The 20,439-nt window shown below is 34.5% G+C and carries 22 protein-coding genes; 14 read left to right on the top strand and 8 right to left on the bottom strand.

The features are described from left to right. The coding region (gene ligA, locus Q0992_RS14735) for an NAD-dependent DNA ligase LigA (protein ID WP_299526108.1) at positions 1 to 1,010 on the top strand (1,010 nt) is incomplete at its 5' end. A 106-nt stretch (positions 1,011 to 1,116) separates the two neighbouring features. Beyond that, complete coding sequence (locus Q0992_RS14730; protein ID WP_299526105.1) at positions 1,117 to 1,857, top strand: hypothetical protein; 741 nt, start codon at positions 1,117 to 1,119, stop codon at positions 1,855 to 1,857. Here Q0992_RS14730 and Q0992_RS14725 read toward each other — a convergent pair. Genes Q0992_RS14725 through Q0992_RS14715 form a run of 3 tightly spaced genes read right to left on the bottom strand, consistent with a single transcriptional unit; the run spans position 1,846 to position 3,963 of the window. Beyond that, the gene (locus Q0992_RS14725) at positions 1,846 to 2,238 is read right to left on the bottom strand and encodes a DoxX family protein (RefSeq protein ID WP_299526102.1); all 393 of its coding nucleotides are present in this window, start codon (positions 2,236 to 2,238) and stop codon (positions 1,846 to 1,848) included. The two genes, Q0992_RS14730 and Q0992_RS14725, sit on opposite strands and share 12 nt — an antisense overlap. A gap of 58 nt (positions 2,239 to 2,296) precedes the next feature. Further along, positions 2,297 to 3,208, bottom strand: a complete 912-nt coding sequence (locus Q0992_RS14720; RefSeq protein ID WP_299526091.1) for a bifunctional UDP-sugar hydrolase/5'-nucleotidase — start codon at positions 3,206 to 3,208, stop codon at positions 2,297 to 2,299. Between the two features lie 2 nt (positions 3,209 to 3,210). After that, a complete protein-coding gene (locus Q0992_RS14715; protein ID WP_299526088.1) occupies positions 3,211 to 3,963 on the bottom strand; it encodes a 5'-nucleotidase C-terminal domain-containing protein in 753 nt (250 codons plus the stop codon). A 69-nt stretch (positions 3,964 to 4,032) separates the two neighbouring features. Here Q0992_RS14715 and Q0992_RS14710 point away from each other — a divergent pair, with 69 nt between their 5' ends. The 11 genes from Q0992_RS14710 (at position 4,033) to Q0992_RS14660 (ending at position 14,848) form a co-directional block, all read left to right on the top strand. After that, entirely contained in the window at positions 4,033 to 4,551 is a 519-nt protein-coding gene (locus Q0992_RS14710) for a hypothetical protein (protein ID WP_299526086.1), read from the top strand. Next, positions 4,551 to 5,435, top strand: a complete 885-nt coding sequence (gene dapA, locus Q0992_RS14705) for a 4-hydroxy-tetrahydrodipicolinate synthase (protein ID WP_299526084.1) — start codon at positions 4,551 to 4,553, stop codon at positions 5,433 to 5,435. The genes Q0992_RS14710 and dapA overlap by 1 nt, the downstream gene beginning before the upstream one ends. Before the next feature lie 108 nt (positions 5,436 to 5,543). After that, the gene (locus Q0992_RS14700; protein ID WP_299526082.1) at positions 5,544 to 6,344 is read left to right on the top strand and encodes an outer membrane protein assembly factor BamD; all 801 of its coding nucleotides are present in this window, start codon (positions 5,544 to 5,546) and stop codon (positions 6,342 to 6,344) included. Between the two features lie 11 nt (positions 6,345 to 6,355). Next, positions 6,356 to 6,682 (top strand): DNA-directed RNA polymerase subunit omega, encoded by a 327-nt coding sequence (locus Q0992_RS14695; RefSeq protein WP_299526111.1) that lies wholly within the window; start codon positions 6,356 to 6,358, stop codon positions 6,680 to 6,682. Between the two features lie 87 nt (positions 6,683 to 6,769). Further along, positions 6,770 to 7,981: a bifunctional phosphopantothenoylcysteine decarboxylase/phosphopantothenate--cysteine ligase CoaBC gene (gene coaBC, locus Q0992_RS14690; RefSeq protein ID WP_299526079.1), complete on the top strand. Its 1,212-nt coding sequence runs from the start codon at positions 6,770 to 6,772 to the stop codon at positions 7,979 to 7,981. Beyond that, complete coding sequence (locus tag Q0992_RS14685; RefSeq protein ID WP_299526076.1) at positions 7,974 to 8,861, top strand: DUF4835 family protein; 888 nt, start codon at positions 7,974 to 7,976, stop codon at positions 8,859 to 8,861. Before coaBC ends, Q0992_RS14685 begins: the two co-directional genes overlap by 8 nt. Positions 8,862 to 8,940: 79 nt before the next feature. Beyond that, positions 8,941 to 10,593: a DNA repair protein RecN gene (recN, locus tag Q0992_RS14680; protein WP_299526073.1), complete on the top strand. Its 1,653-nt coding sequence runs from the start codon at positions 8,941 to 8,943 to the stop codon at positions 10,591 to 10,593. Positions 10,594 to 10,720: 127 nt separating this feature from the next. Next, the gene (locus tag Q0992_RS14675; protein ID WP_299526070.1) at positions 10,721 to 11,539 is read left to right on the top strand and encodes an SDR family oxidoreductase; all 819 of its coding nucleotides are present in this window, start codon (positions 10,721 to 10,723) and stop codon (positions 11,537 to 11,539) included. A 137-nt stretch (positions 11,540 to 11,676) separates the two neighbouring features. Further along, on the top strand, positions 11,677 to 12,273 hold the full coding sequence (locus Q0992_RS14670) for a SprT-like domain-containing protein (protein ID WP_299526068.1): 597 nt from the start codon (positions 11,677 to 11,679) through the stop codon (positions 12,271 to 12,273). Next, positions 12,273 to 13,355 (top strand): mannose-1-phosphate guanylyltransferase, encoded by a 1,083-nt coding sequence (locus tag Q0992_RS14665; RefSeq protein WP_299526065.1) that lies wholly within the window; start codon positions 12,273 to 12,275, stop codon positions 13,353 to 13,355. Before Q0992_RS14670 ends, Q0992_RS14665 begins: the two co-directional genes overlap by 1 nt. A 2-nt stretch (positions 13,356 to 13,357) precedes the next feature. Then, a complete protein-coding gene (locus Q0992_RS14660; protein WP_299526063.1) occupies positions 13,358 to 14,848 on the top strand; it encodes a DUF389 domain-containing protein in 1,491 nt (496 codons plus the stop codon). On the opposite strand, the gene Q0992_RS14655 is transcribed toward Q0992_RS14660, so the two are convergent. Together Q0992_RS14655 and Q0992_RS14650 are read right to left on the bottom strand one after the other, a co-directional pair. Beyond that, positions 14,849 to 15,616: an ABC transporter ATP-binding protein gene (locus tag Q0992_RS14655; RefSeq protein ID WP_299526060.1), complete on the bottom strand. Its 768-nt coding sequence runs from the start codon at positions 15,614 to 15,616 to the stop codon at positions 14,849 to 14,851. After that, the gene (locus tag Q0992_RS14650; protein WP_299526057.1) at positions 15,616 to 16,353 is read right to left on the bottom strand and encodes an ABC transporter permease; all 738 of its coding nucleotides are present in this window, start codon (positions 16,351 to 16,353) and stop codon (positions 15,616 to 15,618) included. Before Q0992_RS14650 ends, Q0992_RS14655 begins: the two co-directional genes overlap by 1 nt. 113 nt (positions 16,354 to 16,466) lie before the next feature. Here Q0992_RS14650 and pafA point away from each other — a divergent pair, with 113 nt between their 5' ends. Beyond that, complete coding sequence (pafA, locus tag Q0992_RS14645; protein ID WP_299526054.1) at positions 16,467 to 18,137, top strand: alkaline phosphatase PafA; 1,671 nt, start codon at positions 16,467 to 16,469, stop codon at positions 18,135 to 18,137. 67 nt (positions 18,138 to 18,204) lie between these two features. On the opposite strand, the gene Q0992_RS14640 is transcribed toward pafA, so the two are convergent. The 3 genes from Q0992_RS14640 to Q0992_RS14630 form a co-directional block, all read right to left on the bottom strand. After that, on the bottom strand, positions 18,205 to 18,402 hold the full coding sequence (locus tag Q0992_RS14640) for a hypothetical protein (protein WP_299526051.1): 198 nt from the start codon (positions 18,400 to 18,402) through the stop codon (positions 18,205 to 18,207). A 304-nt stretch (positions 18,403 to 18,706) separates the two neighbouring features. Further along, positions 18,707 to 18,889 carry a hypothetical protein gene (locus Q0992_RS14635; RefSeq protein WP_299526048.1) on the bottom strand — a complete coding sequence of 61 codons (183 nt, stop codon included), beginning with the start codon at positions 18,887 to 18,889 and terminating at the stop codon, positions 18,707 to 18,709. An 82-nt stretch (positions 18,890 to 18,971) separates the two neighbouring features. Continuing rightward, positions 18,972 to 20,264, bottom strand: coding sequence for an HlyD family efflux transporter periplasmic adaptor subunit (locus Q0992_RS14630; RefSeq protein ID WP_299526045.1), 1,293 nt, complete (start codon positions 20,262 to 20,264; stop codon positions 18,972 to 18,974). Positions 20,265 to 20,439: the final 175 nt, after the last annotated feature.

Genomic DNA, 20,439 nt, shown 5'->3' with positions numbered 1-20,439 from the left:
GAGCTATAACTCCAGTAGCTAATTTAGAACCTGTGCAATTGGCTGGTACTATCGTAAAACGTGCCTCATTGCATAATGCCGATCAGATTGAAAAATTGGACATTAGGAAAGGTGATACTGTTTTTGTTGAAAAAGGTGGAGAAATTATCCCGAAAATTGTTGGCGTAGATTTAAGCAAGCGACCTAAAGATTCAAAACCTACCATTTATATAACACATTGTCCAGAGTGTGGTACAGAGCTTATACGACCAGAAGGAGAAGCCAAACATTACTGTCCTAATTATAATGGTTGTCCGCCTCAAGTTATAGGTCGCATACAGCACTATATTTCGAGGAAAGCCATGGATATTGAAGGTTTGGGTGGCGAAACGGTAGCCTTATTGGTCAATGAAGGGTTGATTACCAATTATTCGGATTTATACGAGTTAACTATTGAGCAGGTTATTCCATTAGAGCGTATGGCAGAGAAAAGTGCCGAAAATCTAGTTAATGGTATTGAAGCTTCAAAACAAATTCCTTTTGAACGTGTCTTATTTGCCTTAGGAATAAGATATGTTGGTGAAACCGTAGCTAAAAAATTGGCGAGACACTATAAATCTATCGATGCTTTAATGTTTGCTTCTGTATTGGACTTGGTCACCGTAGATGAAATTGGAGAACGTATTGCAGAGAGTGTGGTTGAGTTTTTCTCTTCTGAAGAGAATAAAAACAGTGTTGAACGCTTAAGATCTTTTGGGGTACAACTTGAAATTTCTGCAGATAAACTAGCTAATCAGACCGATAAGTTAAAAGGTATGTCCATTGTCGTTTCAGGGGTATTTGAATCCTTGTCTCGTAACGAGCTTAAAAAACTTATTGAAGATAATGGAGGTAAGGTGTCCTCATCAATATCCTCTAAAACAAGTTATTTGGTAGCTGGTGATAAAATGGGACCAAGTAAACGTACTAAGGCCGAAAATTTAAACATTACCATCTTATCTGAACAGGCTTTTCTAGAATTTTTGAAATAAATTCTTACAAAAAAATACGCATTTCATCGATAAAATGTATTTTTTTATCGTTTAATTGTAAAATTATTTTATATTCGCTTTATTAATATGGGATTAATTAATGATAGTGAATAAAATCATAAAAGTTGGGCTATTGCTTTTAGGAGGTGTTTTTATAATACTTCAGGGGCTTGCCTTTGAGTTAGAGGGCGCAGCAGTAAGTGCATTAATGCTCGTTTTGCTCACTATTTTATATTGTAAGTGGACAAAAGTTAAATCAAAATATTTCTTTTGGTTTCTTGTAACGTTTACTATAGCACATCTTTTAAGTTATTCGGCGTGGTACGCTCCTAGAATAAAAGAAGGGCAAATAGATTATTACTACTACGGTGCCAATATTCTATATATAGTTTCTTATATATTCTTAATTGCGAAGATTACATCATCAATCAAAATAAAGCAAGTATTTAAAGAACTTGCCATACCAATAGTAATTCTTTTTTTCTTGGATATATTTTGTGTTGTTTTAGTTACGGATACGACCAGAGGTGCCCTTTCTATTTATGAATATACTTTAGAGTTTATTTACAATGCCGTGATTATGGCTCTACTTTCTGTAGCATTGATAGACTATATGTACAGAAATGATAATAAATCCATGTTGTTTCTATTGGGCTCTATTTGCATTGTTTTTTCAGAAATCATTCAGTTAGCGTATTTCTACATCTTAAGAAATGATAAAAACCTAGGTTTTATATACTCTTTCTTCTTGGTTATGGCTTTTCTGCTTTTCTACCTACAATCGCAACAGAAGTTTACAGGTCCAGAACCAACTTACGTGGATGTAGATGAAAAACTAGAAGCTTAGTTTCCTCCCAAAAAAAGGAATCTCTTTTCGATAATTGTAAAGAATTATTGCACTCAGTACGAATGTTACTATTGCCGTGTAGAACAATACACCTCCATCGCCTTTTACTTCGATACCCAACTGCGTTAGATGCATCATAATAGCACCACCAATTAGTCCTAGCGTTAGGGTAGCTCCAGCCCAAATGGTTTTGGGAATTAAAAGTAGTATTCCAGCAATAAGTTCAAGAATACCAATACCAATTCGACCAAATGGTTCTAGGCCAACAGTTTCAAAAATATAGACGCTATCTGGGTGTGCCGTAAATTTAAATCGTAAAGTTTGAATTAAGATGATGGCTACAGCAATTCTTAGTACTAAAATGATGTTTTTAGATTTCATAATATTAATTGTTTAGTTGAAATCTTAGACGTTTCATTTTTAGTTACTTACAAAAAGGCTAGACAATTATGGTTGTGCTATCTGAATTTAGCGCTTGTCCGGGTTCAAAATAAAAATCGATTCTTCCTAAATATAATCCGTAAGCACCTACTTGATTTACTAAGACATTTTGTCCTATACTATTTTTCGCTATAGTTGGTTTTGGCAAGAAAGTATGTGTATGTCCACCAATGATTAAATCAATGTCCTTTGTGGCCTTGGCAAGATTCAAATCGCTCACCCGATTAGGATTATTCTTGTAATGATATCCTATATGAGATAAGCAAATGACTAAATCGCAAGATTCTTCTTCTTTTAAAATACGAGACATATCCTGAGCAATTTCAATAGGATTGTGGTAAACCGTTTCCTTATACATTTTTTTGTCCACTAGCCCTTCAAGTTGAATTCCTAAACCAAAAATGCCAATTCTAACACCATCTTTTACTAGTACTTTATAGGGTTTAACATGGGTGTCCATCACTGTATTAGAAAAATCATAATTAGCCGATACAAATTCAAACTCTGCATTCGGTAATTGTGCATAAAGACCATCAATCCCGTTGTCAAAATCATGATTGCCAATAGTGGCTAGATCGTATTTAAGCATGCTCATTAGCTTAAACTCTAACTCGCCACCATAGTAATTAAAATAAGGAGTACCTTGAAAAATATCTCCCGCATCCAATAGCAATGTGTTGGGATTTTCTTTTCTAATGGCCTCAATGATGGTAGCGCGTCTCGCTACACCTCCTTTGTTGGCATTTCTTTTGTCATTCGGTCCAAATGGGTCTATATGACTATGCACATCGTTGGTGTGAAGAATAGTGATATGTTTGGTTTTTGGTACACAAGACCGCAAGGTTAATCCACCTAACCCTAACAAGGTTGTAGCCGCTGTGGTCTGTTGTATAAATTGTCTTCTCTTCATGGTCAATCATTAAGTTTTATGAAGCGATTATCAATTTTTGGGTTTATGGTATCTACTTTCTTAAAATAATCAATAAGGACACTCCTAATTTTATAATCTAATACATACAAACTATCATTTGGATGGAAAAAAGTCATGCGGTCACCACCATTATATAAATAGTCATTTGTGGCTAAATAATAAGTTTTGCCTTCAGAAATGGGCTTATTATTAATCAGCGCTTTTTTAACTTCAAAATTTTCATCTAGTGTTATTTGTATGTGTTTAGAAACAGGATGGGCTCTTTTGGCTCTTGCTAAGTACGAAAGCATTTTGCTAATCTGAGTTCCTTTTAATTCTACAACAACAACAGAGTTTTCAAAAGGCATTACTTCATATGCTGTTCGCATTTTTATATGGCCTTCGGATATTATAGATCGGATACCTCCATGATTCAATAAAACGAAGTCTATATTTTTTCCAGTACGTTTATTAAATATGGGATTGCTTTCACTGTAAACCGCATCTGCCATGAGATTGCCAATAGCTGTGTTGAGTTGACCATCAGATTTAGAATAGGTAGCTGGCGCATAAGAGATAACACTATCCAAGCTGTTATTTACATGGTCCCTGTAGGGCTTCATATAATCTTCGACGGTTAGACTAGATATAATATCCTCGTCAATTTCAATACGACTGCCTTCAATTCTCTGAGGTTCTTTGCAAGAAATGATAAGACCTACCAATAAAACAATTAAAAAAGGGTTTTTAATCATTGTTTAACTTTCCAATAGGATTAAATAATGTTCAGGCTTTTGTTAAATTTGCACAAAGTCTAAATATAGATGATTTTAAAGGCATTTAAGGAAAAATCGAATCAAAAATATGTCAACAAATTGTTGTCAGCGCGCAAAGCAGCAGTAAACACCAATAAAGTAAAGACTATTGCGGTTTTGTTAAACGCTGATGAATTTATTGATTTTGAGGTATTTAGGCAATATTTTAAAGCATTAAGCTTAAGATCACCTAAGCATAAGATTGTGGCTTTTACAAATGATGATAAGTTTGTTGCAAGCCAATGGGAGACTTATTTTAGTCCAAAAGATTTTGGATGGAAAGGAAAAATAAATAACACCGACTTAAAATCATTTATTGACGAAGCTTACGATGTTCTCATTAGCTATTATAAAGAGGAAAACTTACAACTAAATTTTATTACTGCAGCCTCGAGAGCAAACTTAAAAGTGGGTTTGAGCAGAAATGATGAACGGCTTTACGATTTAATCATAGATGTTAAGCCTAAAGAGGTAGATATATTTAAAACAGAATTTAAAAAATACTTAAACATTTTAAACAAATTATAATGACCAAATTTATAGGTACAGGAGTTGCATTAATAACGCCTTTTAAATCAGATCTTAGTATAGATTATGATGCCTTAGAACGACTAGTAGAGTATAACATTGAAAATGGCACGGAATACCTAGTCATAAGTGGTACGACAGGTGAAAGCGTTACGGTAACATCAGAAGAAAAGAAGGAATTGATAACTTTTATAGGAAATGTTAACAATGGAAGATTGCCTTTGGTGTTGGGTATTGGCGGAAATAATACCGCTTCAATAATTGAAGAAATTAAAACCACAGACTTAAAAGATATTAGTGCCATTTTATCCGTATCGCCTTATTATAGCAAGCCTACGCAAGAAGGGCTTTATCAACATTTTAAAGCTATTGCTGAAGTATCTCCACTACCAATAATCTTGTACAATGTTCCAGGAAGAACTTCAAAAAATATGGAGCCAGAAATAACGATTCGCTTGGCTAATGATTTTGAGAATATCATTGCTGTAAAAGAAGCAGGTAACAATGTGCACCAATATTTAGAATTATTAAGAACTAAACCAGAGGATTTTTTGATATTATCTGGTGATGATGACTTGGCATTAGGTGTTGCGTTAGCTGGTGGAGCTGGAGTTATTTCTGTTATTGGTCAAGCCTTGCCAAAGGAATTTTCAGAGATGATTCGCTTAGGTATAGCAGGTAAAGCTAAAGAGGCATATGACCTTCATTTTAAGTTAATGCCAATTACAAGCTTAATTTTTTCTGAGAATAACCCAGCAGGTATAAAAGCCGTTTTAGAAACGCTCAATATATCTAATTCCCATGTGCGTTTACCATTGGTGGAGGCAACGGATGCGCTTAAAAGTGATATTAAAAAAGCACTAGTGGATTTAGGCAAAAGTTAAACTTAGTTTAAATTAAGTTTTCACTTTAAAACTAGACCTATTTTAGCATATAATATTTGTTTTTATAATCCGTTAATTATGTGTACTTTTGCATCCTGTTTAAAATTTATGAAGCGAGGACTTTACATATTATTAGTTGCTCTTGTATTAGTTTCCTGTAGTGATTTTCAGAAGGCTTTAAAATCTGAGGATATAGCAGAGAAATTTGCATTAGCTACTGAATTATATGAAGCTGAAAAATGGAGTAAATCTAAGCGATTACTTGATCAAATTCTTCCAAAATACAGAGGAAAACCTCAAGCGGAAAAATTGACTTTTATGCACGCCATGTGCTCTTATAAAATAGGGGACTACTATATTGCTAGCTATCATTTTGAAAAGTTTACCGACATCTACACAAAGAGTGAGAAAGCGGAAGAAGCAGCATTTTTAGAGGCGAAAGGATACTATTACAATTCCCCGATTTATTCAAAAGAACAAAAGGAAACTGTAGAGGCTATAGAAAAGTTGCAGTTGTTTGTAAATGCTTATCCAAATTCTGATTATCTACAAGAAGCTAATACATTGGTTAAGGAATTGGATTTTAAACTAGAGAAAAAAGCTTTTGAAATAGCGAAGCAATACGATTTAATAAAAGATTACAAAGCCTCAGTTAAATCATTTAACAACTTTTTGTTTGATTTTCCAGGGTCTAATTTGAGAGAAGAGGCATTATATTACAGATTGCATGCGGAATATAATTTAGCCATTTTAAGTATAGAAAGTCTGAAAGAAAACAGGCTTAATCTAGCAAAAAATTATTATACGGCATTCACAAAAGCTTATCCTAATTCTGAGTTTCTTGAAGAAACATCGGAGTGGAACAAAAAATTAAATGAAGAGCTAGAATTAATAAAAACTAAAAGTTAATCATAACAATGATGGATTTAAAGAAGACTGATGCACCTGTTACAACAGTAACTTACAACAGAAATGAAGTTGACGCACCAACAGATAATATTTATGAAGCAATTTCTGTTATTGCTAAGCGAGCTGAACAAATCAATACAGACATAAGACGCGAGTTAATTGATAAATTAGAAGAATTTGCGACTTATAATGATAGTTTAGAAGAGATTTTCGAAAACAAAGAGCAAATTGAAGTTTCTAAGTTTTACGAAAAATTACCGAAGCCTCACGCATTAGCAGTAAAAGAGTGGTTAGATAATAAAATTTATCACAGGAATACTGAGGAAACTCAAGAGTAATTTGCTTTAGCACTTAAGCATGTATGCTTGATAGGATTAACCTTTAAACTTTCGGAACTATAAACCTCGATTATCGAGTAAATTTTCATGTCTATTCTAAAAGACAAAAATATCTTATTAGGCATTACTGCAGGTATTGCGGCATATAAATCTGCTAGCTTAGTAAGATTATTTATTAAAGCAGGCGCTCGTGTTAAAGTGGTGATGACGCCAGCTTCTAAAGATTTCATAACTCCGCTTACACTTTCCACATTGTCTAAGAACCCAGTCTATTCATCTTTTATAGACGAGGATGACGACAATCAGGTATGGAATAACCATGTTGAATTAGGGCTTTGGGCAGACTATTTTGTTATTGCGCCTGTCACAGCCAATACGATGGCCAAGATGGCTAATGGCGTTTGTGATAATATATTGTTGGCCACTTATTTATCAGCTAAATGTCCTGTGTATTTTGCACCAGCCATGGACTTGGATATGTACAAGCATGAATCCACTAAAACCTCTTTTAAAAAATTAACATCTTATGGCAACAAGATGATTCCTGCAGGAACAGGTGAATTAGCAAGTGGTTTGGTGGGTGAAGGACGAATGGCAGAACCTGAGGATATTATCGATTTTATTGAAAAAGATATTTTAGGTCAGTTACCGCTTAGAGGAAAGCAAGTTTTAATCACTGCCGGCCCCACTTATGAAGCCATAGATCCTGTTCGTTTTATCGGGAATCATTCGAGTGGGAAAATGGGATTTGAAATCGCTAAGGCTGCTGCAAATCTTGGTGCTGATGTCATTTTGGTTTCTGGCCCAACACATCAGGAAATAAGTCATAATTCGGTCTTGTTGAAACCTGTTGTAAGTACGGAAGACATGTATAATGAAGTGCACAAGCACTTTAAATCTGTGGATATAGCTATTCTCTCGGCAGCCGTTGCAGATTATAGACCAAAAACTGTTGCTGATAAGAAAATAAAAAAGAAAGATACAACGTTTAGTATTGAACTGGAAAAAACAAAAGATATTCTTAAATCATTGGGGGAAATTAAAGAGCATCAATTTTTGGTGGGTTTTGCACTTGAGACTAATAATGAATTAGAGCATGCCAAAGAAAAATTGAAATCCAAAAATTTGGACTTAATCGTTCTCAACTCTTTACAAGATAAAGGTGCAGGTTTTGGAGTATCAACAAATAAAGTTACATTTATAACATCGTCAAACGATACAATAGAACATCCGCTTAAATCTAAAGCTGAAGTTGCTGAAGATTTAATGCAACAGATATTAAACCAGTTACATGCGTAAGATATTAATTTTGGTGACCTTTTTCTTTTCAACAGTTGTGTTTGCGCAAGAGTTGAACTGTACGGTCAATGTTATTGCCCAACTGACAGGAAATGATAATAATGTTGTTTTTCAAACACTCGAAAAACAATTGACTGAATTTATTAATAACACAAAGTGGACAGAAAAAAACTTTGGCCCAGAAGAACGTATCAATTGTAGTATGGTTATTAATGTAACTAACTACGAAAACGACAATTTTAGTGCTACGTTACAAGTGTCTTCTTCGCGACCAATCTTTAACTCCACTTACAGCTCTCCTGTATATAACTATAACGATAAAGACTTTAATTTTCAGTATTTGGAATTTCAGAATTTAGTGTTTAATCCACTACAGTTTGAATCTAATTTGATATCTGTTTTATCGTTTCATGTATATATGATTTTAGCCATGGATGCTGACACTTTTGCGCTAAATGGAGGAGACGAGTACTTCGCACAAGCACAGACCATTGCTAATTATTCGCAGCAATTAAATGGTCAGGGCTGGAAGTTAGAAGATGGTTTGCAATCGCGTTTTGCATTAATAGACAATTTGTTATCACCAGCCTTTAAGGAGATAAGGTCTACAATGTACAATTACCATATTGAAGGTTTAGATGTTATGTCGGATGATGCCAAAAAGGGAAAAACTAAGATTATTGAACAGCTCTCCGAACTACAAAAAATAAATAGAAGGCGTCCAAACGCTTTCCTGTTACGTGTCTTCTTTGATGCTAAATCCGATGAGTTAATGGATATCTTATCTGGTGGTCCAAGTGTTAGCATTACTGATGCAGTTGATATTTTGAATAGAATAGCACCTAATCACTCTCAAAAGTGGCGAAACATCAAGTTTTAGAACCATCAACAATTTGAACATTATAATTCTTAATCAAATCAAGAATTTTTACTTTTGCAGAAGCTAATCGAAACATTGTTTGCTCACCTCACTTTACATAAAGAACTATGCACTTATAGATGAACTCAATGTTGAGTTTAATAGTGGATTGACCATTATTACTGGTGAAACAGGTGCAGGTAAATCCATTCTTTTAGGTGGTTTGTCATTAGTTTTGGGAAAGCGCGCGGATTTAAGTCAGGTGAAAAACAGGGATGAAAAGTGTATCATTGAAGCAGGCTTTGACATTGCTACTTATGATTTAAAGTCCCTTTTTTTATCTTTAGATTTAGATTATGATGTACAAACGATTATTCGGCGCGAAATTTTACCATCAGGTAAGTCAAGAGCTTTTGTAAACGATACACCAACAACCTTAGAGAGTTTAGTTGCTCTAAGTGCCCACCTCATAGATATTCATTCGCAGCATCAAACACAACAATTAATTGAGGATGATTATCAGTTTAAAGTTATAGATGCGTTGGCCGATAACGGCAAAAATTTGGAATTATATAAAGAAAAGTTGATGGCGTACAGATCATTTCAGAAATCTCTAGAAGTACTTAAAGCTTCTAAAGCTGATTTGATTAAAGAGTATGATTATAATCTGTTTTTAACCAAGGAGTTGAATGAAATTGATTTAGAAACTTTGAATATCAGAGCACTAGAATCAGAGTACGAGCAACTTAACAATGTAGAGGTAATAGGTGAGAAGCTGGGCAGTTCTAAAGTGATTCTTAGTCGTGAAGATCAAGGGATTTTAGATCAATTAAGTCTTATAAAACAGGAGCTTAATAGAATTTCTGGTTTTGGGAAGGTATATGAGGATTTGTTAGAAAGAGTTTCAAGCGTAACTATTGAATTAGACGATATAGTTACGGAATTAGATAATCTTGAAGCCTTGTTGTCTTCTGACCCACAGGAATTAGAACGTATAAGTCTAAAACTTCAAGTGGTTAATAACCTCCTTCAAAAACATTCGGTTTTAGAAGTAGATGAATTAATTAAGATTAAAGAAGCACTCGAATCTAAAATTTCTAATACCGAAAGCTTGGATGATAGTATTGCCGAGAAAGAAAAGGAAATTTCAAACCTTAAGGAAGAACTAAATCAACTTGCTATAGAGTTGAGTAAACAACGAAAGGCAATAATTCCTGTATTGACAAATAAGCTTGAAACGATGCTTTCGGATTTGGGAATGCCAAATGCCAAATTTAAGATAGAACTTATGCCGTTAGATAGTTTTTCTGCCAATGGTAAAGATAGCTTGCAGTTTTTATTTACTGCAAATAAAGGGTCTGGTTTTAATGCTTTAAAAAAAGCAGCTTCCGGTGGTGAATTATCTAGAATTATGCTCACCATTAAATCTGTTTTGTCAGAATATATGCAATTACCATCCATTATGTTTGATGAGATAGATACAGGAGTTTCAGGAGAAATTTCCAACAAAATGGGAGCAATCATGAAACAAATGAGTGGAAGAATGCAAGTGTTTAGTATTACGCATCTGCCACAAATAGCAGCTAAGGGTGATTCGCATTTTAAAGTATTCAAGATAGACACTAATGATATGACACACACTCAACTTAAGCGTCTAGATGAAGAAGAACGTATTGTAGAGATTGCGCAAATGCTAGGTGGTGTTGAGATTACCGAATCAGCTATGACACATGCCAAGCAATTATTGAATTAATTTGTCATTACTGCGTGGTCACTGAGCGAAGTCGAAGTGTAGGCAGGAATCTTATCACAACTTCTTTAATTTAATCTTATATTTGACCGATAAATAGCTAATCAGAAAACGACTAAAATAATAGACTATGTATAACTTACTCAAAGGAAAAAAAGGAATCATTTTTGGAGCATTAGACGAAAACTCTATCGCATGGAAAACCGCAGAGCGTGTCCATGAAGAAGGTGGAGAATTTGTATTGACCAACGCACCAGTAGCGATGCGAATGGGACAGATTAATGCATTGGCAGAAAAAACAGGGTCACAAATTATTCCTGCAGATGCGACTTCAGAAGAAGACTTACAAAACCTAGTTGAAAAGTCTATGGAAATACTAGGTGGAAAATTGGATTTTGTACTGCACTCTATTGGGATGTCCATAAATGTTAGAAAAGGAAGGCATTACACAGATCAAAAATACGACTGGACCCAAAAAGGGATAGATGTCTCAGCAATGTCTTTTCATAAGGTTATGCAAACATTATATAAAGCCGATGCTATGAACGAATGGGGAAGTATTGTAGCCTTAACCTATATGGCTGCACAACGCGTCTTTCCAGATTACAACGATATGGCAGATAATAAAGCCTATTTAGAAAGTATTGCAAGAAGTTTTGGCTATTTCTTTGGCAGGGACAAGAATGTACGTGTTAATACAATTTCCCAGTCACCAACTCCGACAACAGCAGGTAATGGCGTAAAAGGCTTTGATGGTTTTATTGCCTATGCCGAGAAAATGTCACCTTTGGGTAATGCTACGGCATTAGATTGTGCCAACTATACGGTTACCCTATTTAGCGACCTAACGAAACGCGTTACGCTTCAAAACCTTTATAATGATGGAGGTTTTAGTAATATGGGAGTAAGTGATGCAGTGATGGACACATTTCTTGGGGATGAGGAATAGTTACAGCCAATTGAGCAAGATTGACTTTGAAGCGGATTTATAATTATAAAATTCCGTGTTGTATTTGATATAAACCCATAAAGCATTCTAAGAAGATGTTACTTAAAGTACAAGAATAATCGTCTATTTTTGCATCAATGTCAGTACAACTTTTAGATTTTATACCCAAAACTGCCCAATTACAAGTTGAAGCTTTGTTAACTAAAGATAATCTGGTAATTAAGGTCAAAAAAGAAAGAAAAACCAAGCATGGTGATTACAGGCAGTTATCAAATGGGAAGCATCAAATCACAGTTAATTCAAACTTAAATCCTTATCGGTTTTTAATCACATTAATCCATGAAATCGCTCATTTTGAAGCGTATAACAACTACGGTCGTTTTATTAAGCCTCATGGTAAAGAATGGAAAATGACCTTTCAGCATTTAATGCTACCGTTTTTAAGACCAGAAATATTCCCAAATGAATTATTACCGCTTTTAGCCAAACATTTTAAAAACCCAAAAGCATCCAGCGACACAGATGAGCATCTTGCCTTAGCTTTGAAGCAACTCGACGAACCCAATGATAAAACTTATGTGTTTGAAGTACTTTTAAACCAAAGATTTAAGCTTTACAATGATAGAGTTTTTATTCGTGGTAAAAAAAGAAGAAAACGCTTTGAATGCATTGAGGAAAAAACAGGAAAGCTATATTTGTTCAATCCTAATGCCGAAGTAAAACTATTAGATTGATGAAAAACAAAAATTATTATGCCATTTTAATGGCAGGTGGAGTAGGATCTAGGTTTTGGCCTGTAAGTACCCAAAACTTTCCCAAGCAGTTTCACGATATGTTAGGAACAGGCGATACGTTAATTCAAAAAACCTTTAATCGTTTGGCACAGCTAATCCCAGAAGAGAATATTTTTATTCTCACTAACGAGCGTTATAACGATTTGGTGTTTGAACAATTACCAACTGTTACAAAACGGCAGGTAGTCCTAGAGCCTGCCATGCGTAATACTGCCCCTTGTATTTTGTATGCGGCCTTAAAAATTCAAAAAGAAAATGAAGATGCAGTAATGATTGTAGCGCCAAGTGATCACTGGATAGAAGATGAACAAGCGTTTTCAGATAATGTAAAATCAGCTTTTGATTATTGTGAATCTAACGACGCCTTAATGACTTTGGGCATTACACCGACATTCCCAAATACAGGTTATGGTTACATCGAATACAATAAGTCAAATACTTCGAGTATAAAACCCGTTAATCAATTTAGGGAAAAACCAGATTATGAAACGGCAAAATCATTTTTGGAGCAAGGAAATTTTTTATGGAACGCAGGTATTTTTATGTGGAGTGTTACGTCCGTTATTTCTGCTTTTGAAGCAAAGCAACCAGAACTTTTTCAACTTTTTCAGAAGGGTTATAGTGTTTACAATACAGATCTAGAGGATGACTTCATAAAAGAAAATTATGCTAAGGCAGAAAATATCTCTATAGATTATGCTATTATGGAAAAGAGTAATAATGTATTTGTAATACCAGCAACTTTCGACTGGAATGATCTTGGTACTTGGGGAAGTCTTTATGACAAATTGGATAAGGACGGAAGTAATAATGCTATTGTTAACTCAAAAGTCCTTGCTGAAGATGCCACAGGCAATATGATACGCTCAAAAAAGGATAAAATTGTTGTTATAGATGGGTTAAAAGACTATATCATTGTTGATAAAGACGAAGTTTTGCTTATCTTTCCTAAGCATAAAGAGCAAGATATTAAAAAGGTACTCCAGAATGTAAAAGCTAATTTTGGGGAAGAATATGGTTAAGCATGAGTGAAGAAAGTAAATTCAATTTTTCTGAGGACGAACAGCAAAGGGTAGAAAAAAACAAAGCTGTTGAGGAAAAAAAAGAAGCTGTAAAGCAAGATGCTAAAGGCTTATTTGCTAGCATATCAAATTTTTTAAGTGAACTTTTAGATTTTAGGGACGATACCGATCGAGATGCTACAATTGCAGCAATTAAGGCTGATATTCCTTTTAAGGGTGCTACAGCATGGATATTGGTCTGCTCTATTATGGTGGCTTCTGTTGGTCTAAATGCAAATTCTACTGCTGTCGTAATCGGTGCCATGTTAATTTCTCCTCTCATGGGACCTATTTTAGGTGTTGGTATGTCGATTGCAATTAATGATATTGATACTTTAAAAAAATCGCTTATCAATTTGGCGACAATGATTGTATTGAGCCTTTTGACCGCATTTCTATTTTTTAAATTTTTTCCTTTGAGCGAAGACACGTCTGAACTTTTGGGACGAACACAACCAGATATTAGGGATGTTTTGATTGCATTTTTTGGAGGCCTGGCTTTAATTATAGCACGCACCAAAAAAGGTACCATTGCTTCTGTAATATTTGGTGTAGCCATTGCTACCGCCTTAATGCCACCGCTTTGTACAGCAGGCTATGGTGTTGCAGTTTGGGTGAGTAATACGGGTGAGCGGGCAAGAGAGGGCTTGACTTTTTTTGCAGGTGCAATGAATTTATTCACCATTAATACCATCTTTATTGCATTGGCAACCTTTATTGTTCTTAAGATTTTGCGTTTTCCAATGCTTAAATATGCTAACTCCAAAAAGCGCAAACGCATTTCACGAATTGCCTTAGTGGTTGCAATTGTAGTTATGGCTTGGCCAATTTATACCTTTGTTAAGGTGCTTAAAGAGAGTAGGATAGATATTGATTATGCAAAGTTTTTGAAAGAGGAAATTGAGGGTAATGAATCCTTATGGCTTCAACGTGAACGCATTGATAATGAAAAAAACAGAATAACACTTTTCTTTAATGGGGAAATTAGTGAAGCTACCGAAAGTGATCTCAGAAACGAATTAAATAGATATGAATACATTAAAGATTATGATTTAATCATAAATGGTAATAAAAATGTGAGTGCCGAACGATTAATGGATCTTTACAATAATGCGCTTATCACTATTGAGCAACGTGATAGTTTGTTATTAGTTAAACAATCTGAATTGGATACCTTGACATTATTTATTCGAGAAAAAGGTAACCTCATGGATAATACTACTTTTGTCCTTTTGGCAAAAGATGCTAAAATAAAGTTTAGTGACTTGTCGTATTTTGGTTACGCCAATATGCTAGAATCTAGTGATTTCGTAAAGGTAGATACTATTACGGTAGCAAATGTAAGGTGGAAATCAAATCTTACCGATAGTCTGGTTACAATAAAGGAATCTGAATTATTAAAGTGGTTAAAAAGTGAATTAAAGACCGAAAAAATAAGAATCAATAGAAATTAATTACTGATTCTCTTCAAGGTACATTTTTCGCACTTTTTTAAATAGTTCAGAAGAATATACAAAGTTGGTGACAGCTTCATTATCAGTTTTAAAAATAGTGTCTTTGGAGCCTTCCCATTCTTTGTAACCATCTTTTAAGAACACAATCTTCTCTCCAATTTCCATAACGGAGTTCATATCGTGAGAATTAATGACCGTAGTCATCTGGTATTCATCCGTTATTTCCTGGATGAGGTTATCTATAACTATGGCGGTTTTTGGGTCTAATCCAGAGTTAGGTTCGTCACAAAATAAATACTTAGGGTTATTGACAATTGCTCTAGCTATTGCCACACGTTTTTGCATACCACCAGACGCTTCACTCGGCATTTTATTATGGGCATCATCTAGGTTAACACGTCTTAAAACAAAATCCACCCGATCTTCCATTTCGCTTTTGCTCTGTTTGGTAAGCATGCGTAAAGGAAACATCACATTTTCTGCAATGGTCATGGAATCAAAAAGGGCACTTCCTTGAAATACCATCCCAATTTCTGCTCTCAAGTCGCGTTTTTCATCAGGGCTTAATTCGTTAAAAACTTTCCCATCATATGAAATACTACCTTCTTCATATTCGAATAAGCCTAATAGGCATTTTAAAAACACGGTTTTACCAGAGCCACTTTGTCCAATAATAAGATTGGTTTTGCCTTTATCGAAAGAGGTTGAAATATCCTTTAAAATATGAGCGTCTCCGAACGATTTATTTAATTTTTTAACTTCTATCATTAGCCCAAAAGTAAACTTGTTATTAAATAATTCACCAAGATAATAACCACACTGGTCCAAACAAAAGAGGTTGTACTCGCTTTTCCAACTTCGAGTGCACCACCTTTCATAAAGTAGCCATAAAAAGATGGAATAGTAGCTAAAATAAAAGCAAATACCATGGTTTTTATAAAGGCATATGCCATATGAAATGGGATGAAATCAATTTGTACACCATCAATGTAATCTTCTAAAGTACCATAGCCACCGTAAACACATGCAGCCAATCCACCAAGAATTCCCAAGGACATTGAAATTGAAATAATAAAAGGATAAAGTGTTAAGGCAATAAATTTTGGGAAGACCAAATAATTAATAGCATTGATACCCATAACCTCAAGAGCATCTATTTGTTCGGTAACACGCATGGTGCCAATGCTAGAGGTGATAAAAGAACCTACTTTACCTGCCATAATAATGGAAATAAACGTAGGTGCAAATTCCAAGATAATGGACTGACGTGTCGCAAAACCAACAAGATATTTTGGTATAAGAGGATTACTAATATTCAATGAGGTCTGTATGGCAACAACACCACCAACGAAAAACGATATAAAAGCTACAATACCTAAGGATCCAATGATAAGGTCATCTACGTCTTTTAAGATTAAAGTTTTCATCACAGACCACTTTGTAGGTTTGCGAAACATATCTTTAATCATTATAAAGTAGGTGCCAATATTATGGAGATATTTCATCTACGAAAATTCTAGTGCTAAAGTATAAAAAATGATTAGCAATATCATGTTAATTTAAATTAAGATGATTTAAAAAACGTATTTTTGGGGTTTAAAAGAATGCTAATTCTGATATGAAAAAATACCTAGCGTTAATCATATTAATATGTATTTTTTTCTCGTGTGGTTCTCAAGAAAAAACGACTAATTCAGCATCTGAAACTAAACAGACTTCAGTATTGGATTCTAAACCAAAACTTGTGGTAGGTATTGTTGTGGATCAAATGCGTTATGACTATTTAACGCGTTTTGAATCTAAATTTGGTGAAGGAGGATTTAAGCGTATGATACGTGAAGGTTTTAATTGTAAAAACAATCATTTTAATTACATACCAACTTATACTGGTCCTGGACATGCTTCTATTTACACAGGTACCACACCAAAATATCATGGCGTAATAGCAAACTATTGGTATAGTAAGAAAGAAAAAAAGAATGTCTATTGCGCTTCAGACGATTCAGTTATAGCTGTAGGGAGTCCTTCCAAATCAGAGCGCATGTCACCACATAGAATGTTGACAACTACGTTTGCAGACGAAAACCGTTTATTCACCCAAATGAAGGGTAAAACCATAGGTATTTCTATAAAGGATAGAGGTGCTATTTTGCCAGCTGGCCATACGGCCAACGCAGCCTACTGGTTTAGAGGTAAAGGGGAGGGAAACTTTATAACCAGTAATTACTACATGGAGGAGTTGCCAAAATGGGTTGAAGACTTCAATAATTCTGGTAAAGCCGAGTCATATTTAAGGGTTTGGAATACGATGTACGATATTTCGACTTACACAGAAAGTGGGCCAGACCTTAATGACTTTGAAGGAGGCTTTAAAGGTAAAGCGGCTGCAACCTTTCCGTATGATTTAGATGCATTGAAAGAAGAAAATTCATGGTTCGATATTATTAAATCCACACCTTATGGAAATTCCATTGTAACAGATTTTACCATAGAAGCTATTAAAAATGAGGGTTTGGGAAAAGATGATTTTACCGATGTTTTAGCGGTGAGCTTTTCAAGTACAGATTATGTTGGACATAACTTTGGCGTAAATTCTAAAGAAATTCAAGATACCTATTTGCGATTGGATAAAGACATAGAGCGTCTTTTAATAGCTTTAGATAACCAGGTTGGTGAAGGTAATTATACGGTTTTTTTAACGGCTGATCATGGTGCTGTTAATGTTCCTGCGTATTTACAATCAATTAATATTCCGGCAGGTTACCTTGATTATGATGACAGGAAAAAAAGATTTGGCAATTTTTTGGTTGATAAATATGGTACGGGTGATATAATTGAAAATGTAAGTAACAACCAAATCTTCTTTAATAAAGCTAAGCTGAAAGAATTAGGATTAAATATACGCGAAGTTGAGAAAGCTTTGGCTGATGAACAAATCAGTTATTCTAATGTTGCAAAGGTTTACACAGCTACAACGATGAACAGTACTAATTTTACTACAGGAATTGAGGAGTTGTTACAAAATGGATTCAACCAAAAACGCTCAGGTGATATTATTATAGTAGATGATATTGCTCATATTGCTTACAGTAGAACGGGTTCCACGCATGGAAGTGGGTTAAATTACGATACACATGTACCACTTTTGTTTTTTGGTGCCGGAATTAAACATGGAGAAACATACAATAAAACGGTAATTCCCGATATTGCCCCAACAATTTCAGCCTTGTTAGGCATTAGTTTCCCCAATGGGGCAACGGGTCAACCTTTAGGGTTTGTTTTGGATTAAAAAAGGCTACTAGTTGATAGAGTAGCCTTATAGATGGATTGAAATAATTATAAATTCCTTCAGTTTATTAGCAAGTTGAAACTATTACCCAACAACCGCCTTCATAAATTGGACTCCAAGGTACAACTGTAGGGCAAGGAGTAATATGTTCTTGATATTTACCACAATCTGAATCTGCTTTTCTTAATCTATTTGGCTCTCCGCCAAAAACTTGTTTTTGTTCAGCTTTGTTTAAAGCCTTTCCCAAATTCAATAAATTTTTCATAATTAAAATATTTAAAAATTAAAATAGCCTTGGTCATTAAGGACATCCAAGGGTTATGTCCATTCTTCGACAGAGAATATTTTGTTTGGTAGAATTGGTTATTATTATGAAAAATTTAATGATAGTAACTGTCGTTAACAGCCCATCTTGTAGTTTGAGGCTTACTGATATAAAAGACAGTCTTAATTAAGTGGTTTGAATCAATACAAATCAATTACAGATAATTCGGATTACTCAGTAATCATAATCTAAATTTGAAATGTAAAAAGGACCTCCAAAAACAGAAGGCCCCTTTTGTTTGATTTTAACACGACCAATATTCTATTACCCAACAACCTCCAACTCCATGGGTAGGACAAGGTTCAGCATAGTAATAGTCAGAACAAATACCATCCTCCCTTCTGAGCCTGTTAGGTCCATCGCCTCCAAAAACTTGTTTTTGTTCAGCTCTGTTCAAAGCCTTTCCTAAATTCAATAAATTTTTCATAATTAAAATATTTAAAAATTAAATTAGCCTTGGTCATTTAAGGACACCCAAGGTTTATGTCCATTCTTCGCGAGAGAATATCTTAGTTGTTAAACACATTTTTTAGTTGGTAAAAAAAACGCTCTATCAATCTTAAATCTTCTGTTATAATTTCTGCCGAACCACGCATTTCGTGCTTAAATACAATTTCTTTATCATATGATGTAATGAGTTTATCGGGCAATGCTACTATGATGAAATAAAACCCTTCCTTATCCGCTAAAAGGGATATAGACTCAATGCTACCTTGTAGCTTTCCGAATTCATTATCTGGATAGTTCTCGAGTCTAATATTTACAGTTTGCCCAATTTTAACCTTTCCTGAATTTTGGGCAGGTGTTTTCAGTTTGGCTATATAAGCCGAGTTTTGTTCTGGGATTATTGTAAACAACAAATCACCTTGGTTTACCATCTGATATTTTACCCATGATTTTGAGAATGCAACCTCACCACTGATTTCTGATATAATAGTATATTTCATTTCCCAATCTTTTAAGGCACGCTTCAATTGATTAAAAGATTGAATGACATTTTTAAGTAAACTAATCTCTTCTTTGGTTTTCTTAATACTGGTACTTATAGCACTGGTATTGGCATCGGCAATGGCCTCTCTGATTTGCGAAATAGAGGCATCTATATTGGCGTAGTTGCGTTCTGCTTGGAGATATGCTAATTCTTTAGATTCTAAAGTTTGTTTTGCAATAACACCCTTTGCGAAAAGTTGTTGCTGCCGTTCCAAATCCTTTTTCTGAAAAGTCAGTTCTGCTTTATTAATTTGTTTTTGTGATTCTAATGTTTTAAGTCTAGAGTAGAGTTGAGATCTTGAGTATTGGTTACCTCTCTGCTCGTTGTTAAATGGTTGATATTGTTTGTTTAGCTGGTACTGTATATAGCTATTTTCAAATATGGCATATTCTGAATCAATATCTCCCAGAAAAAGAATCGGTACGTCGTCGAGCGGGAAATCAAAGTTTTGGTTATTTGGTTTTATAGTATCAATTATAGATTTAAGACGTTGAATGTGCTCAAAATTGGCGGTATTTTCAATTATAGCAAGTATATCTCCTTGCTTTACATATTGACTATCCCTAATCAATATTGAATCTAACTTTCCTGAGAGTTGCGCGTATGTTTTTTGTGGTGGAAGCTTAGTGGTGATTTGGGCTTCAGAATTAATAATATCAGGATATTTAATAAACCACGACAACATTAGGAACATAAGCATGAATATCAGTATTAGTAGATTTCCATAGCGAATCATCCAATTTGGAACGGTTTCTAAAAGCTCTTGAACATGTTCGCTTCTTAACTCTATGTGTTTAGAAAAATCTTCCATAATTAATTCCCTAACTCTAATTGATTTTTTACTAGGTTGTAATAATTTCCTTTTTGTTTTATTAATGTTTCATGATTTCCTATTTCCACAATTTTACCTGCTTCTAAGACCACAATTTGATGCGCATTTTTCACCGTACTAAGACGATGTGCTATAACAACAGCTGTCTTATTCT

The sequence above is a fragment of the Winogradskyella sp. genome (genome assembly GCF_028289625.1).
Classification (GTDB): Bacteria; Bacteroidota; Bacteroidia; order Flavobacteriales; family Flavobacteriaceae; genus Winogradskyella.
The sequence above is the reverse complement of the archived record's forward strand: the minus strand, read 5'-3'. Positions and strand labels throughout refer to the sequence as shown.

Excerpts from the sequence above, each read along its gene's own strand:
- Q0992_RS14725 (WP_299526102.1), bottom strand. The coding sequence starts at position 2,238 with ATGAAATCTAAAAACATCATTTTAGTACTAAGAATTGCTGTAGCCATC.
- Q0992_RS14720 (WP_299526091.1), bottom strand. The coding sequence starts at position 3,208 with ATGAAGAGAAGACAATTTATACAACAGACCACAGCGGCTACAACCTTG.
- Q0992_RS14715 (WP_299526088.1), bottom strand. The coding sequence starts at position 3,963 with ATGATTAAAAACCCTTTTTTAATTGTTTTATTGGTAGGTCTTATCATT.
- Q0992_RS14710 (WP_299526086.1), top strand. The coding sequence starts at position 4,033 with ATGATTTTAAAGGCATTTAAGGAAAAATCGAATCAAAAATATGTCAAC.
- dapA (WP_299526084.1), top strand. The coding sequence starts at position 4,551 with ATGACCAAATTTATAGGTACAGGAGTTGCATTAATAACGCCTTTTAAA.
- Q0992_RS14700 (WP_299526082.1), top strand. The coding sequence starts at position 5,544 with ATGAAGCGAGGACTTTACATATTATTAGTTGCTCTTGTATTAGTTTCC.
- Q0992_RS14695 (WP_299526111.1), top strand. The coding sequence starts at position 6,356 with ATGGATTTAAAGAAGACTGATGCACCTGTTACAACAGTAACTTACAAC.
- coaBC (WP_299526079.1), top strand. The coding sequence starts at position 6,770 with ATGTCTATTCTAAAAGACAAAAATATCTTATTAGGCATTACTGCAGGT.
- Q0992_RS14685 (WP_299526076.1), top strand. The coding sequence starts at position 7,974 with ATGCGTAAGATATTAATTTTGGTGACCTTTTTCTTTTCAACAGTTGTG.
- Q0992_RS14675 (WP_299526070.1), top strand. The coding sequence starts at position 10,721 with ATGTATAACTTACTCAAAGGAAAAAAAGGAATCATTTTTGGAGCATTA.
- Q0992_RS14670 (WP_299526068.1), top strand. The coding sequence starts at position 11,677 with ATGTCAGTACAACTTTTAGATTTTATACCCAAAACTGCCCAATTACAA.
- Q0992_RS14665 (WP_299526065.1), top strand. The coding sequence starts at position 12,273 with ATGAAAAACAAAAATTATTATGCCATTTTAATGGCAGGTGGAGTAGGA.
- Q0992_RS14660 (WP_299526063.1), top strand. The coding sequence starts at position 13,358 with ATGAGTGAAGAAAGTAAATTCAATTTTTCTGAGGACGAACAGCAAAGG.
- Q0992_RS14655 (WP_299526060.1), bottom strand. The coding sequence starts at position 15,616 with ATGATAGAAGTTAAAAAATTAAATAAATCGTTCGGAGACGCTCATATT.
- Q0992_RS14650 (WP_299526057.1), bottom strand. The coding sequence starts at position 16,353 with ATGAAATATCTCCATAATATTGGCACCTACTTTATAATGATTAAAGAT.
- pafA (WP_299526054.1), top strand. The coding sequence starts at position 16,467 with ATGAAAAAATACCTAGCGTTAATCATATTAATATGTATTTTTTTCTCG.
- Q0992_RS14640 (WP_299526051.1), bottom strand. The coding sequence starts at position 18,402 with ATGAAAAATTTATTGAATTTGGGAAAGGCTTTAAACAAAGCTGAACAA.
- Q0992_RS14635 (WP_299526048.1), bottom strand. The coding sequence starts at position 18,889 with ATGAAAAATTTATTGAATTTAGGAAAGGCTTTGAACAGAGCTGAACAA.
- Q0992_RS14630 (WP_299526045.1), bottom strand. The coding sequence starts at position 20,264 with ATGGAAGATTTTTCTAAACACATAGAGTTAAGAAGCGAACATGTTCAA.